Origin of the sequence: Kitasatospora sp. NPDC001547, assembly GCF_042894165.1 — a bacterium.
Taxonomy (GTDB): domain Bacteria; phylum Actinomycetota; class Actinomycetes; order Streptomycetales; family Streptomycetaceae; genus Kitasatospora.
The window spans coordinates 228,663-243,103 of record NZ_JBIAVL010000004.1 but is presented as its reverse complement, the minus strand read 5'-3'; the positions used below and the strand labels follow the sequence as shown (position 1 = coordinate 243,103).

General features: G+C 72.9%; 13 protein-coding genes and 1 pseudogene. 5 read left to right on the top strand and 9 right to left on the bottom strand.

Annotated features, from left to right (window positions below; genetic code table 11):
• Nucleotides 1–95 precede the first annotated feature (95 nt).
• The 3 genes from ACFY0X_RS09355 to ACFY0X_RS09345 form a co-directional block, all read right to left on the bottom strand.
• Nucleotides 96–1,034, bottom strand: coding sequence for a hypothetical protein (locus ACFY0X_RS09355; RefSeq protein ID WP_387751114.1), 939 nt, complete (start codon nt 1,032–1,034; stop codon nt 96–98).
• Between the two features lie 151 nt (nt 1,035–1,185).
• The gene (locus ACFY0X_RS09350; RefSeq protein WP_387751112.1) at nt 1,186–1,611 is read right to left on the bottom strand and encodes a hypothetical protein; all 426 of its coding nucleotides are present in this window, start codon (nt 1,609–1,611) and stop codon (nt 1,186–1,188) included.
• 224 nt (nt 1,612–1,835) lie between these two features.
• Nucleotides 1,836–2,417 (bottom strand): TetR family transcriptional regulator, encoded by a 582-nt coding sequence (locus tag ACFY0X_RS09345; RefSeq protein WP_387751109.1) that lies wholly within the window; start codon nt 2,415–2,417, stop codon nt 1,836–1,838.
• Between the two features lie 293 nt (nt 2,418–2,710).
• On the opposite strand from ACFY0X_RS09345, the gene ACFY0X_RS09340 reads away from it, so the two are divergent.
• On the top strand, nt 2,711–3,145 hold the full coding sequence (locus ACFY0X_RS09340; protein WP_387751106.1) for a DUF4267 domain-containing protein: 435 nt from the start codon (nt 2,711–2,713) through the stop codon (nt 3,143–3,145).
• Nucleotides 3,146–3,281: 136 nt separating this feature from the next.
• Here the strand turns inward: ACFY0X_RS09340 and ACFY0X_RS09335 are convergent.
• Nucleotides 3,282–3,398, bottom strand: a pseudogene (locus tag ACFY0X_RS09335) (pirin family protein); the annotation flags it as partial.
• A 723-nt stretch (nt 3,399–4,121) separates the two neighbouring features.
• Here ACFY0X_RS09335 and ACFY0X_RS09330 point away from each other — a divergent pair.
• Genes ACFY0X_RS09330 through ACFY0X_RS09315 form a run of 4 tightly spaced genes read left to right on the top strand, consistent with a single transcriptional unit; the run spans nt 4,122 to nt 7,689 of the window.
• Nucleotides 4,122–5,030 carry an ABC transporter ATP-binding protein gene (locus ACFY0X_RS09330; protein WP_387751103.1) on the top strand — a complete coding sequence of 303 codons (909 nt, stop codon included), beginning with the start codon at nt 4,122–4,124 and terminating at the stop codon, nt 5,028–5,030.
• An 11-nt stretch (nt 5,031–5,041) separates the two neighbouring features.
• On the top strand, nt 5,042–5,782 hold the full coding sequence (locus ACFY0X_RS09325; RefSeq protein WP_387751100.1) for an ABC transporter permease: 741 nt from the start codon (nt 5,042–5,044) through the stop codon (nt 5,780–5,782).
• A gap of 3 nt (nt 5,783–5,785) precedes the next feature.
• Nucleotides 5,786–7,069 (top strand): sensor histidine kinase, encoded by a 1,284-nt coding sequence (locus ACFY0X_RS09320; protein WP_387751097.1) that lies wholly within the window; start codon nt 5,786–5,788, stop codon nt 7,067–7,069.
• Nucleotides 7,066–7,689 carry a response regulator gene (locus tag ACFY0X_RS09315; RefSeq protein WP_387751094.1) on the top strand — a complete coding sequence of 208 codons (624 nt, stop codon included), beginning with the start codon at nt 7,066–7,068 and terminating at the stop codon, nt 7,687–7,689. Before ACFY0X_RS09320 ends, ACFY0X_RS09315 begins: the two co-directional genes overlap by 4 nt.
• A gap of 69 nt (nt 7,690–7,758) precedes the next feature.
• Here ACFY0X_RS09315 and ACFY0X_RS09310 read toward each other — a convergent pair whose 3' ends face one another.
• The 5 genes from ACFY0X_RS09310 to ACFY0X_RS09290 all read right to left on the bottom strand — a co-directional run bounded on the left by ACFY0X_RS09310 (nt 7,759) and on the right by ACFY0X_RS09290 (nt 14,428).
• Nucleotides 7,759–8,571, bottom strand: coding sequence for a thioesterase II family protein (locus tag ACFY0X_RS09310; protein ID WP_387751091.1), 813 nt, complete (start codon nt 8,569–8,571; stop codon nt 7,759–7,761).
• A 10-nt stretch (nt 8,572–8,581) separates the two neighbouring features.
• Nucleotides 8,582–11,755: a type I polyketide synthase gene (locus ACFY0X_RS09305; protein WP_387751089.1), complete on the bottom strand. Its 3,174-nt coding sequence runs from the start codon at nt 11,753–11,755 to the stop codon at nt 8,582–8,584.
• The gene (locus ACFY0X_RS09300; RefSeq protein WP_387751086.1) at nt 11,752–12,897 is read right to left on the bottom strand and encodes an HAD-IIIC family phosphatase; all 1,146 of its coding nucleotides are present in this window, start codon (nt 12,895–12,897) and stop codon (nt 11,752–11,754) included. The genes ACFY0X_RS09305 and ACFY0X_RS09300 overlap by 4 nt, the downstream gene beginning before the upstream one ends.
• Nucleotides 12,898–13,004: 107 nt before the next feature.
• A complete protein-coding gene (locus ACFY0X_RS09295) occupies nt 13,005–14,159 on the bottom strand; it encodes an acyl-CoA dehydrogenase family protein (protein WP_387751083.1) in 1,155 nt (384 codons plus the stop codon).
• Nucleotides 14,156–14,428: an acyl carrier protein gene (locus ACFY0X_RS09290; RefSeq protein ID WP_387751080.1), complete on the bottom strand. Its 273-nt coding sequence runs from the start codon at nt 14,426–14,428 to the stop codon at nt 14,156–14,158. Before ACFY0X_RS09290 ends, ACFY0X_RS09295 begins: the two co-directional genes overlap by 4 nt.
• Nucleotides 14,429–14,441: the final 13 nt, after the last annotated feature.

Genomic DNA, 14,441 nt, shown 5'->3' with positions numbered 1-14,441 from the left:
CGGGGATCCGTCCCGTCCCCGAACCGCGGGCGTTCCGGCCCGGGTACGTCGGCGACGAGCTCGGTCGCGACGCGGACTCGTGAACAGCCCCGCCGCTACGCAGCTGCGACGACCGCGCCGCGCAGCAGGCTGCGTGCGCGTTCGGCGCCCCGCCGGTTGCGTTCGAGAGCGGCCGCATCCGGCCCGGCCCCAGGAGTCGCGACTCCCGTGCACCGTCGGCAGACGGCGCCCCCGCCCGCCACCGGATCCGCGCAGCGCGCGCATTCCCCCACGCCGCCGGAAGCGTCACCGGCCGCGACCACCGCCATCGGCACCGCCCCCGCCCCCGGCATCCGCCGCTCCAGACGCGCGCGCAGGAAGCCCGCCGGCGCCAGCACGTGTGAGGGCAGACCGCCCAACAGCGCTTCCCGCAGCCGCCCCACGTCCGGATCCCGGGCGAGCCAGTCCGCCACCAGCGGTGCGAGGTCCAGGACTTCGACCGCCCCCAACCGCAGGCGCCGGTCCGGGGCGGTCAACCGCCCGAGCAGTTCCGCCGCTGCGGCCCGGGCCTCCCCGTCGGCACCGGCGTCACCACCCCCGACCGCCCCCGCCACGGCTGCCGCGCCCACCGCCGCGCGGGAGGAGGTGTTCTCCTCGTTCTTCTCCCCCTCGGGGGAAGTGCCGACCTCCCGGCCCTCCCCCGCACCGAGTGCCGGGTTCTGGACCGCACCGCGCCAGGCCGCCTCGATCTCGTCCGCCTCCGTCAGCGGCACGCTGCTGACCAGGACACGCGTCGTCCACGTGCCCTTGGTCGGGTGCTGGGAGCGCCGGACGTGCAGGAAGCCCTCCTCGATCAGCTGGGCCCGCGCACCGGCGACTGCCGTGCGCCCCTCGGGCATGCGCCCGCCGATCGTGAGGACGGTGTCCCGGCTGCCGGGCGGCAGCGACAGCGCCCACAGCAGCAGCGTCTTCGCCGTGGCCCGCAGACGCGGGTGGCGGACGATCTCGTGTGGCGCCCGTACGTAGCGTTCGGGCGCGATAAAGTGCACGTGCATGAGGAGCCTTACTCCTTGTGCCTGACCCCGGGGTGTTGGTAGCACCGCCGGGGTCAACTATTGATCTGTAGCCGGACGGTAGCACACCGTCACCACCCCCCGCCCGGGAATCCGCGAACCGCCCAGGCGGGATGCCGATCGCCGCGAGGGGTCAGGACGCGCCGGCGGTCGAGAGGGCGCCCACGGCGAACTCGTGGGTCTTCGCGGCCGCCTCGTCGACCGGCACGTGCTTGCCGTCCGGCGGGAAGAGGTCGACGACGCCGATCGCGCCGTGGTGCGCCCAGAAGCAGGTCGTCATCTTCTGCAGGTCGTCGTCACCGGCGACCATCATGTCCAGGTCGCTGCCGAAGCGGAAGTGTCCGTCGCCCTTGTCGCAGGTCATGCCGTCCAGCGCGGGCACGCGGACCGCCTCGTACCGCACACCGGTGTCGGCGGCGAGCTTCTCCGCCTTCGGCAGGCCGCCCTTCGCGCCACCGCCGTCGGATCCGCAGCCCGTGGCGAGCACGCCGACCACGACGACGGCGGCCAGAATCCCCCGGTTGTTCTTCACCACTGATCTCCCCTGATCGATGATCATCAAGAGATCCTATGACCTGCCCGGGGCGCTTCCCTGACGGTCCGTCCGCGCCCGGACGGTGCGGAGCGACCCGGCCTCGCCTCCCCTCCGTGCGATCGGCCCGCCCCTCACCGCCGGAGTTGCCCGGGGAGCGTACGACACGTCACACTGCCTCCCTCACTGGCGGCTTCCGCTGCGCAGTGGCCCCGGGGCCGGGGCCGCGGTGGTCGGCCTCGACGCGCGCCTCAGGGCGTGGGAGCGGTGAGGTATCGCTGGATCGTGGGTCCGAGCCAGTCCACGATCTCCTCCCGGCTGAGCTCCATGCTCGCCGGGAACCGAAGGACATAGCGCGTCAGGGCGAGCCCCAGCACGGTCGAAACGCACAGCGCCGCGCGCGCCTGGGCCTGCTCCGGGTCGGGGCCGACCCTGCGGGCCAGCGGGATCAACTGCTCGCGGAGCACGCTCTGGATGCGATCGGCGGCGGCCGGATCGGTGGCTCCGACCCGCATCAGTGCGGTGAACTCCCCGTTCTCCTCCCACAGGGTGAGGAAGTGGCTGACCAGCGTGCGCCCGATCTCCTCGCTGGGCTCGACGGGGAGGTCGAGCAGCCCGGGGTTGATCGCGACGGCGGCCGCGAACAGGCCCGCCTTGCTGTCGTAGTAGCGCATCACCATCGATGGGTCGATCTTCGCGTCGCGCGCGATGGCCCGGATGGTCGCCTTCTCGTAGCCGTCCGCTGCGAACCGCTCGCGGGCGGCGGCGAGGATCGCGGCGCGGGTCGCGTCGGAACGCCGTACGGCCTGCTGGTTCTCGGTGGTGCCAGTCATGCCCACGAATGTAGGCCAACGGCTGTTGACAGTCCAGGGGCGCACCTCTACGTTTGCCAACACATGTTGCCAACGCTTGTTGCCAACGTGCGTTGTGGAGATCGGAGCACCCTTGACCGGGCCACCGACCGCGAGAGGACGTACCGACATGGCCAGGGCGGCCGGCGGATCCCCGTCCTCCCCCGGACGGTCACCCGTCAGTGCCCCCCCCGCTCCGGCCCCCGTCATTCGGCAGGCCATCGGCCGACCCGGCCTCCTGCCCCACCCAGTCCGAACACCGAAGGAGAAGCGTCGTGTCACTGAAGAAGGTCAACACCGTCCTGGCCACGCTCGTCGTCCTGTTCGTCCTCTACCTCGGGCTGTCCTTCATCCTGGCGCCCGGGGCATCCACTCCCGGCGTGGGCCTGCCGACCTGGCCCACCGGTGACGGCGGCGGCTTCCTCACCATGAAGGGCATCCGCGAGTTCTCGATGGGCCTGGTCGTCGGCATCCTGCTGCTGACGGGCCACCGCCGCGCCCTGGGCTGGGTCCTGCTGATGGAGGCCGTCGCCCCGTTCGGCGACATGATCAACGTCTTCGCCCACCACGGCTCCGTCGCCGCCGCCCTCGGCATCCACGGCCTGACCTCGGCCCTGATCGCCGTCACCGGCCTGCTGATGCTCCGTGAGACCGGCAGGGCCCACGAGGCCCCCGACTCCACGCCCGCGCCCGCCGCGCAGCCCGCCTGACACTCACACCGAACGCGAGACGCCCCCGAGCACGCCGAACCCGCCGGGCGACGGACACCGGGCAGGCAGCGGACCGACCGTCCCGACACGGCGGCCGCCTGCTGGAGAGCACCCCGCCTGGCCACAGCCCCCCAGCTCAACGCTCGCGCCCCCGGGCCTTCAGCGGCACGGCCGGCAGCTCCGGGGCGGCCAGCCGGTCGCCCGCGTAGCCGTGGACCTCGCCGAAGCGGGTGCCGGTGATCCAGTCGGGCCTGCCCCAGCGAGGCAGGCCCGCACGTGGCTCCGGCTGTTCGGGTCACGCAGCCGACATGCGTTGCTGCTTCACTCACGCATGAACGTCGGGGGAGCGTCCCGATACACCCACGGGACCGACATGTTCGGATACTCCGCAGTCTTCCCGACGCTCATGAACTGTTGAGCAACGGGACCTCCTCTGCAACGGCTACCGAACGCCGGAGAGGTTCGCACTCGAATAGCAGTGCGGTCGAGCCGAGGTCACCTGTTAACCGACTCCACCATCCTTACTATCCGTACCATCTTCCCGGCACTTACAGCCCGGGCCTTCCACCATTCGCCCCCTTGACTCCCAGTCACCCGGGGATGGCTATCGCTGAACGTCAGACGAAGGTTTCAGGTCCAGTGAGACGGTCGTGACGCCATGAGGTCTGTGGTGCGGGTCCCCTGCGCTTGGCGGGATGGTCGATCCAAGCCGTCCAGCCCAAGACCGAGGTCAGCCGCACCTAACCCAGCCTCTCCCCAGAGTCATGGCCGCCTTCCAGCGTCAGGATCCAGATGGCCAGCTACCCGAAGCCACCTCAAGGCCTCGTCTTCCCGCGACCGGCGGTCTATCGAAGCGCACGAGCCCCGCTGACTCTCCATCAACCGATCGGTGGATGGAGAGCATCCGCCGCAGCAAGCGGCAGGTGTGGCCGTCCAGTCGATCCGGCGGACCGGGGTCGGCTGCCAGGCTGATGCCATGGCAATCATCGAGGTGGAGAACCTCGTCAAGCGCTATGGCGACCACTCCGTGCTGAACGGGGTCAGCTTCGCCGTCGAGCAGGGCGAGATCTTCGGCATCCTGGGCCCCAACGGGGCCGGCAAGACCACGACCGTCGAGTGCATCGAGGGTCTGCGCACCCCGGACGGCGGGACCATCAACGTCTGCGGTTTGGACCCGCAACGCGACGACGGCGAGCTGCGGCAGCTGCTCGGCGCGCAGCTGCAGGAGAGCGAGCTGCCCGACAAGCTCAAGGTCGGCGAGGCGCTGGAGCTGTACAGCTCCTTCTACCGCCAGCCGGCCGACTGGCGCGAGCTGGCCGAGATCCTCAACCTCACCGGCAAGCTCGGCACCCAGTTCCGGCGCCTGTCCGGCGGTCAGAAGCAGCGGCTGTCGATCGCCCTCGCGCTGCTCGGCACCCCGAAGGTGGCGGTGCTCGACGAGCTCACCACCGGCCTGGACCCGCAGGCGCGTCGCGACGTGTGGGGCCTGATCGAGCGCATCCGCGACCGGGGCGTGACGATCTTGCTGGTCACCCACTTCATGGAGGAGGCGGAGCGGCTCTGCGACCGGCTGGCCGTGATCGACACCGGGCGCGTCATCGCGATCGACACCCCGGGCGGCCTGGTGTCGAGGGTCGACAAGAGCCAGCGGCTCCGGTTCCGGCCGTCCGGGCCGCTGGACGAGGCGAAGCTGTCCGCGCTGCCCGAGGTCACCGCCGTCGAGTGGGCCGGCCCCCAGATCGTCGTGACCGGCACCGGGGACCTGCTGCTCGCCGTGACCACCCTGCTGGCCGGCCAGCGGATCTCCGCCCTCGACCTGCGGGTCGAGCAGAACTCGCTGGAGGACGCGTTCGTAGCGCTCACCGGCCGCCCCGTCGAATCCTGAGGAGTCCCACCGTGTCCCCCCTGCTCCGGCTCACCGCCACCGAGACCAAACTGTTCCTCCGCGAGCCGATCGTCGTGTTCTTCGCGGTCGCGTTCGCCCCGATCCTGCTGGTCGTGCTCGGCCTGATCCCGTCTATGCGGGAGAACAGCCCGGAGCTCGGCAACGTGCGGCCGATCACCCTGTACCTGCCGATCGTCGTATCGATGGGCATCGCCCTGTTCGCACTCAGCGGTCTGTCCCAACTGTTCGCCTCCTACCGGGAGAAGGGCGTGCTGCGGCGGATGCGGACCACGCCGGTCAAGCCCGGCGTGATGCTCGGCGCGCAGTTGCTGATGGCCACGGTGCTGTCCGTGGTGACGATGCTGGTCATGCTGGCCATCGGCAAGCTGGCCTTCGACGTGGACCTGCCCCGCAAGCTCCCGGCGTACCTGCTCAGCTACCTGCTGGTGGCGCTGGCGATGTTCGCCGTCGGCCTGCTCGTCGCCGCGCTCGCGCCGACCGGCCGCAGCGCCAGCGCGATGGGTTCGCTGGTCTTCTTCCCGCTGGTCTTCTTCGCCGGCCTGTGGCTGCCGCGCGCGAAGATGAACGACGTGCTGCTGACGATCAGCGACTTGACGCCGCTCGGCGCCGGCGTGCAATCATTGCAGGACACCACCGCCGGACACTGGCCGCAGCTGATCCACCTCGCCGCCATGCTGGGGTGGACGATCGTGGCCGGCGGACTGGCCGCGCGATACTTCCGCTGGGAGTAGTGGGTGAGCATCGAGGCCGAGCTGCGCGCCGAGTTCGATCACTGGGAGCGTACGGAGACCGCGACCTTCAAGGCCCTCCCGTACGTACTCCTGGCCATCAGCACCCTGATCACGCTGTTCCAGCTGGTCCGGCAGGTGCCGATGCACGTAACCCTGGTGCTCGGACTCTCCGCCGCCGCCGCGCTCTGGATGCTCTGCTTCCGTACGCTCCGCCTGGAACGGCGTCAGAACCGCCGGCTGATGGGCGGATACTACGCCGGGCTGATGCTGCTGGCCGCCTGCCTGGTGGCCGTCGCTCCCTGGTACGGGCTCTTCACTTTCGTCGGCTACCCCCAGGCGTTCCAGTACCTGCGGGGTCGTCGGCGTTACGCCGGCGCCGCCGCTACCGCGATGATCTCGGCGGCGGCGTTCATGGGGGGCGTGAGCGGCATCAACGACGCCCGGATGTGGTGGGCGTGGCTGGCCGTCGGGCTGATCTCCGCGGGGTTGGCCGGGGCGCTCTTCTACTTCGTCGAGATGGCCGACCACCGCAACGACAAGCAGAAGCAGGCGCTCGTCGAACTGCACGAGGCCAACGTCAAGCTGGAGGCGGCACTGGCGGAGAACGCCGGCCTGCACGCCCGGTTGATGGTCCAGGCCCGTGAGGCGGGCGTGCTGGACGAGCGGCAGCGGATGGCCCGGGAGATCCACGACACCCTCGCCCAGGGGCTGGCCGGCATACTCACCCAGCTCCAGGCCGCCGAGCAGACCATGGACGAGCCCCCGACGCTGCGTCAGCACCTGGCGAACGCGACGAACCTGGCCCGCGAGAGCCTCGTCGAGGCCCGCCGGACCGTCCACGCGGTGGAGCCGTCGGTGCTCGCCGAGGCCCGGCTCCCGGACGCGATCGGCGACGTGGCCAGGCGCTGGTCGGAGATCCACCACATCGACGCGGCGCTCACCACCACCGGTGACGCCCGGCCGATGCACACCGAGGTCGAGGTGACGCTGCTGCGGACCGCGCAGGAGGCACTGGCCAATGTGGCCAAGCACGCGCGGGCCAGCCGGGTCGGCCTGACGCTGTCGTACATGGAGGACCTGGTCACCCTCGACGTGCGGGACGACGGCGTGGGCTTCGACCCGAACGCCAAGCGGGTCAGCGGCTCCACGAACGGGGGCTTCGGCCTCGTCGGCATGCGCCAGCGGGTGCAGCGCCTCGCCGGGCGGTTGGCCATCGAGTCGGAACCGGGTGGCGGGACGGCGATCTCGGCGGCCGTCCCCGCCATCCCCGCGGGAGGTGCGGATTGATCACGCTACTGATCGTCGACGATCATCCGGTGGTGCGGGACGGACTGCGGGGCATGTTCACCGCCGACCCCCGGTTCGAGGTGCTCGGCGAGGCCGGTGACGGCGCGGAGGCCATCACCGCCGCGGAGGAACTGCGGCCCGACGTGGTCCTGATGGATCTGCGGATGCCGAGGACCGATGGGGTGACCGCCATCAAGGAACTGACGAAGCGCGGCGTGCCCGCGCGGGTGCTGGTGCTCACCACGTACGACATGGACAGCGACGTCGTGCCGGCCATCGAGGCCGGCGCCACCGGCTACCTGCTGAAGGACGCGCCGCGGGAGGAGCTGTTCCGTGCGGTGGAGGCTGCCGCGCAGGGGCAGGCGGTGCTCTCCCCCTCGATCGCGACCCGGCTCATGGGCCAGGTGCGACGGCCCGCGCCCGCGCCGCTCTCGGCGCGCGAGCTGGAGATCCTGGAGTTGGTCGCCCAGGGGACGACCAACCGCGAGGCCGCTCAGAAGCTCTTCATCAGCGAGGCGACGGTCAAGACCCACCTCCTGCACATGTACGCCAAACTCGGGGTCAGCGACCGGGCGGCCGCCGTGGCCGCCGGGTTCTCGCACGGCTACCTGACGCCCTGACGAGGCTCGCACCGCACACGTGGGTGCCTCCCCGGCGGCACAGCGCCGGGGAGGCACCCACGCGACGCGTCACCGTCCGCCGGCGGAAGGGCTGGTAGTGCCCACGGCCTCCGAGAGGTGGCCGTCCAGGAGCCCGATGACCCGCGGCATCTCCTCGGTCAGGAAGAAGTGGCCGCCGGGGAAGACCTGGAGGTCGAACGCCCCGGTGGTGTGGGCCCGCCAGTCCTCCGCCTCCGCGATCGAGGTCTTGGGGTCGCGGTCGCCCGTCAGGGAGGTGATCGGGCAACTGACGACGGCGTCCTGCTCGGCACGGTAGGTCTCGATGGCGCGGTAGTCGGCGCGCAGCGCCGGCAGCGCGGCCGCCATCAGGTCGGGGTCGTCGAGGACGATGGACGAGGACCCGTCCAGTCGGCGGATCTCGGCGGTGATCGCGTCGTCCCCGAGCAGGTGCACTCCCTCGGACGGTCCCAGCCCGATCGCCGGGCCGCGGCGGCCGGAGACCACCAGGCGGGCGGCCGGCCGCCCCGCCGCCTCGAGACGGCGGGCCACCTCGAAGGCGACGACGGCGCCCATGCTGTGGCCGAACAGGACCAGGGGCAGCTCGGGCCGCCGGGCCAGCACCTCGTGGATGCGATCGGCCAGGACGTTCAGGTCGGCGATCGGCTCCTCACGGCGGCGGTCCTGGCGGCCCGGGTACTGGACGGCCAGCACCTCGACGCGGTCGGCGGCGGCCAGCGCGAACGGCACCGGGCGGTAGAAGGGGGCGGTGCCCCCCGCGTGCGGGAAACAGACCAGGCGGGCGGTGGGAGCTTCCGTACCGCGGTAGCTGCGCAGCCACAGGTCGTCGTCGGCGGCGGGGGTGGGGTCGGGTCGGGTGGACATGGTTCTCCGTTCAGTGTTCGCGGTCGGGACCGATCTCGGCCTCGATGAGGGCGAGCAGTTCGTCGTCGGTGGTGTCGGACAGGGCGTCCGCGGCGGTCCCGCGGCCGGGCCCGCCGACGGGCCGGCCCACCAGCGACTCCAGCCGGACCAGCGCCCGCGCCCTGGCCGTCGGGTCCTCGGTGGCGGCGAGCAGTGCTTCGAGGGTGTCGAGCGCCGCGGGTAGCGGGTCGGGGTTCAGCTCGGCGTGCAGGCGGGACGCCAGGGCGGCGGGCGACGGGTGGTCGTACACCAGGCCCGGCGCCAGCGCGAGGCCGGTGGCGGACGCGAGCCGGTTGCGCAGCTCGACGGCCAGCACGGAGCCCATGCCCTGGGACTTGAAGGTCCGGGTCGGGTGCACCCGCCCGGCGCCGTCGTGGCCGAGGACGGCCGCGGCGTGGCCGCGGACGAGGTCGAGCACGGCCCGTTCGGTGCCCAGGGCCGCGGCGACCGGCCGAGCCCCCGGGTCCGGGGACACGGCGGCGGCGGGAGCCGGACGCACCGAGGCCGGCTGCCCGGCGGCCAGCCAGTGGTGCGTGCGCTGGAAGGGGTACGCGGGCAGGTCCACGGTTCGTCCGGCCGCCGGCAGGACGGCGCGCCAGTCGACGGGCACGCCCTGGACGTGGGCCTCGGCCAGCGAGGCCAGCAGGCGCTCCGCGCCGCCGTCCTCGCGCCGCAGCGTGCCGACGGCCACCTCGGCGGCGATGGCGCCGACCAGCAGCGGATGCGGGGACACTTCGACGAAAACGCCGTGGCCGGCGGCGGTGAGCACCCCGACGGCCCGGTCGAACTCGACGGTCTCGCGCAGGCTCGCGTACCAGTAGTCCGGGTCCGCCTCGGGGCCGGCCAGCCACCGCCCGGTCAGCGCGGAGACCATCGGCACCCGGGCCGGGCCCGGCTCGATCCCCTTCAGGACGGCCAGGACCTCTTCGCGCAGCTCGTCCACGTGGGCGCTGTGCGAGGCGTAGTCGACCGGGACCATCCGGGTGCGCACCGTCTCGCCGCACGCGGCCGCAAGCTCCCGCAGGGCCTCGGGCTCACCGGACACCACTGTCGTCGCGGGACCGTTCACCGCCGCGACCGACAGCCGCCGCCCGAACGGCGCGATCCGCGCCCGGACCGCGTCCACCGGCTCGGCGACCGAGAGCATCCCGCCACGACCGGCGAGCGCCGTCAGCGCCCGGCTGCGCAGCGCCACGACCTTGGCCGCGTCGTTCAGCGAGAGGATCCCTGCGACGGCGGCGGCGGCGATCTCGCCCTGCGAGTGGCCCACCACCGCGTCGGGGACGACACCCGCCGTCTCCCAGACAGCGGCCAGCGAGACCATCACGGCCCACAGCGCGGGCTGCACCACGTCCGCGGCCTCGAAACCGTGGCGCCCGGCCAGGACGTCGTCCAACTGCCAGTCCACGTACGGCGCGAGAGCCTCAGCGCACTCCGCCAGCCGGGCCGCGAACACCGGGGACGACGCGGCCAACTCACGGCCCATGCCGACCCACTGGCTGCCCTGGCCGGGGAAGACGAACACCGTACGCCCGGGACCTTCGGGGCGGACCGCGCCGGTGACCACCACGGCGGAGGGGCGGCCCTCCGCGAGGGCCGCCAGACCTTTCCGCGGCTCCGGGCCGAGCAGCACCGCGCGGTGGTCGAGCGACGCCCGCGTCGTGGCGAGCGACCAGGCGACCTCACGGTCCGACGGCTCCGGCCGGGCCGCCAGGTGCTCCCGCAGCCGGTCGGCCAGCGCGGCCAGCGCGGCCGGTGTCCGGGCCGACAGCGTCCAGACGGCGGCGGCGTCGAGCAGCGGCCGGGGGCCGGAGCCGTCCGCCGCGGTCACGCCGGGGGCCGGGGCGGACGGGTCGGCCGGTGCGACCGGGGCTGCCTCCAGGACGACATGGGCGTTGGTGCCGCCGATCCCGAAGCCCGAGACGCCCGCGCGGGGCGGGTGCGTGCTCTCCGGCCACGGTGCCGGCTCCGTCAGCAGCTGCACCGCGCCGTCTCCCCAGTCGACGGCCGGCGTGGGCTCGGTGATGTGCAGCGACGCGGGGAGCGTGCGGTGCCGCAGCGCGAGGACGGTCTTGATGACGCCGGCGGCACCCGCCGCGGCGAGGGTGTGACCGAGGTTGGACTTCACCGAGCCGACCAGCAGCGGGCGCCCGTGCGCCCGATCCCGGCCGTAGGCGGCGAGCAGGGCGCCCGCCTCGACGCGGTCGCCCAACCGGGTGCCGGTGCCGTGCGCCTCGACCGCGTCGACGTCCGCGGGGGCCAGCTCCGCGTCGGCGAGCGCGGCGAGTATGACCTCGCGTTGGGCCTCGCCGTTCGGAGCCGTCAGGCTGTGGCTGGCGCCGTCCGAGTTGACGGCCGATCCACGGATCACCGCCAGCACCCGGTGGCCCAGGCGGTGCGCCCGCTCCAGCCGCTCCAGCACGAGGACGCCGGCCCCCTCCGACCAGGCGACGCCGTCCGCGTCCGCGGAGAAGGGCTTGCAGCGGGCGTCCGGGGCCAGACCGCCCAGCGCGCTGAACGCGACGTGGTAGCCGGGTGTCGTCATCACCGTCACCCCGCCGGCCAGTGCCAGGTCGCACCGGCCGTCGCGCAGCCCCTCGACGGCGAGGTGCAGCGCCACCAGCGAGCTGGAGGCAGAGGTGTCAACGGTGAGCACCGGCCCGTTGAGGCCGAGGACATGGGCGAGGCGCCCGCTGATCACGCTCGGGGCGGTGCCGGTGAACAACACGCCGGCCAGGTCGGCGGGCGCTTCGTGCAGCGGCGGCCCGTACGGCCGGGCCTCGGCGCCGAGGAACACCCCGGTGCGGGAGCCCCGCAGGGTGGTCGGGTCGATGCGGGCGCGTTCCAGGGCCTCCCAGCCCACTTCCAGGGCGAGCCGCTGTTGTGGGTCCATGGCGTCGGCCTCGCGCGGGGAGAGGTCGAAGAACGCGGCGTCGAACCGGGTCGCGCTGTCGAGGAACCCGCCGCGGTCGGTGGCGCAGCGCCCGTCGCGGCGCAGCGCGTCGAGGTCCCAGCCACGGTCGGTGGGGAAGGGGCCTGTGACGGTGCGGCGGTCGACGAGGGCCTGCCACAGGTCCTCGGGCGAGTCGATGCCGCCGGGGTAGCGGCAGGCCATGCCGACGACGGCCAGGGGCTCGGAGCTCATGCGCCGGCTCCGCCCGCGGATCCCACGGGGCCGAGGGCGGGGGCCTCGACGCGCACGGTGGTGGGGGCCGGACGGCGGTCGGGCACCAGGTGCCGGAACTCGATGCCCGCGCGCCCGGAGCCGGCCGCCCCCGCGTCGGCGGCATCAACGTCGACGGGGCCCGCGGAGGGCAGTTCGGCGAGGCAGTCACACGCCGCGTCGGTGAAGCCGGCGAACCGGTAGGCGATCTCCATCATCCGGTTGCGGTCGGTGCGGCGGAAGTCGGCGGCCAGGTGGACGCCGGCCGCCGCCGCCTCGCCGATCAGCCAGTCGAGCAGGACGGCGCCCGCGCCGAAGGACACCACCCGGCAGGAGGTGGCCAGCAGCTTCAGGTGCCAGACCCGCTCGTGGTAGCCGACGAGCAGCACGCCGACGGCGCCGTGCGGACCGAAGCGGTCGGTGAGGGAGACCGTGAGGACCTCGTGCTCCGGATCGGCGATCAGGCGCCGCAGGTCGGCGTCGGAGTAGTAGACGCCCGTGGCGTTCATCTGGCTGGTGCGGAGGGTGAGTTCCTCGACCCGGGAGAGGTCGGCGTCGTCGGCCCGCTTGATCTCCATGACCAGTTCCAGCGAGCGGAGGAACGCCTCGTCGGGGCCGGTGAACTCCTCGCGCTCGGCGGCCCGGCGAAAGCCCGCCTGGTACATGCTGCGGCGGCGGGCGGCGTCGACGGTGACGACGGCCGGGCTGAACTCGGGCAGGGCGGTCAGCTCCGCGGCCCGCGCCGCGTCGAAGCAGCGGACCTCGGGGTGGTGGTGGGCGACCTCGGCGCGCTCCGCCGGCTGGTCGTCGATGAAGGCGACCGTCGTCAGGGCGAAGTTCAGCCGGTCCGCGATCTCCTTGACCGACCGGGACTTGGGGTGCCAGCCGATCTGCGGCAGAACGAAGTACTCGGCGATGCCGAGGGCCTCCAGCCGCTGCCAGGCGTGGTCGTGGTCGTTCTTGCTGGCCACGGCCTGGAGGATGCCGCGGGCGTCGAGTTCGACGACGGTGCGGCGGATCTCCTCGGGCAGGACCACCTCGTGGTCCTCCAGGAGGGTGCCCCGCCACAGGGTGTTGTCCAGGTCCCAGACCAGGCACTTGACGAGGGTGGGTGCGTCGGACACGGGGCGCTCCTTCGATTTCCGTCCGTTGCCGTGTTCGTGGTGCGTGTCGTGTATGCCGTACTCGTGGTACGTCGTGCCGGTCGCGCCCGTGCGGGGCGGGGGGCGGCTCAGAGCCGGTCTAGGGCGTGCCGGGCGAGGATCAACTGCGAGATCTCGGTGCTGCCTTCGATCAGTTCCATGGCCTTGGCGTCCCGGTAGGCCCGGGCCACCACGTGGCCGTCGGTGAAGCCCCGCGAAGCGAGCACCTGGACGGCCGTCGCGGCACCACGGGTCGCGTGGGTGGCGGCGACCTGCTTGGCCAGCACCGCCGTCACCGCCGCGTCCGGGGCGGTGCGGTCCCACTGCTCGGCGGCATGCCTGCAGACCTGGGTGGCGATCCGCTCCGAGGTGTAGAGCTCGGCGATGTGCCGGGCGACCAGCTGGTGCTCGGCGATCGGGCCGCCGCCCTGCTCTCGGGTGCGGGCGTCCCCGACGGCGGCCGTGAGGCAGGCGCGCAGGATGCCGACACAGCCCCAGGCCACCGACATCCGGCCGTAGGACAGGCCGACCGTGAACAGCAGCGCCAGCGGCTGGCGGCCGCCGCCGAGCACGGCGGCGGCCGGGATCCGGACGTCGTCGAGCACGACACGGCAGTGCGTGGCGGCGCGGCAGCCGAGCGGGGCCGCGACGGGCTCGACGCGGACGCCGGGCGCGTCGGTCGGCACCATCGCGGCGGCGCCGTCCGGACCGTCGCCGTAACGGCCGATGACCATGACGAGGTCGGCGTAGGCGGCCCCGGTGATCCACATCTTCTCGCCGGAGACGATCAGGTCGCCGCTCCCGTCCTCGGCCGGACGGATGCGGGTCGTCATGCCGCTGAGGTCGGAGCCCGCGCCCGGCTCGCTGAAGCCCACGCAGGCGAGCCGGCCGCTCGTCAGCTGCCCGAGGTAGCGGTGACGCTGCTCGCGGTCGCCGAAGCGACGGACGACCGCCGCGGCGATCCCCTGGACCGTCATGACGCTGCGCAGCGAGCTGCACAGGGCTCCGACGTGAGCGGTGAGTTCGCCGTTCTCCCGGCCGGTGCGGCCGGGCCCGCCGAAGCGGGCCGGCACCTCGGCGCACAGCACCCCCATCGCACCGAGCTTGCGCAGCAGGTCGACGGGGATCCGGCCGGCCGCGTCCCAGGCGGCCGGCCCGTCGCCGATCAGGGCGTCGATCGCGACGGTGTCGAAGCCCGTTCCGTCCGGACCCGCGCCGCCCGTACCCGTGGCGTCGCCGCTCATGCGTCCCCGGTTTCGCGAAGGCGCAGCACCATGGCCGCCATGGCGCGGATGCTGCGGAAGTTGTCCCGGTTCAGCTCGGCGCCGACGATCTCGATGTCGTACTCGTCCTCCAGGAACACCACCAGTTCCATGGCGAACATCGAGGAGATCGCGCCGGTGGCGAAGAGGTCCTGCTCGACCTCGGGTTCGGCGCCGGTGTGTCCGACGAGGAAGGCGCTCAGTGCCTGCTCGACGGCGGTCGTCCCGGCACCGGCATTCGCGGTGGTCATGTGTCCGTACCTT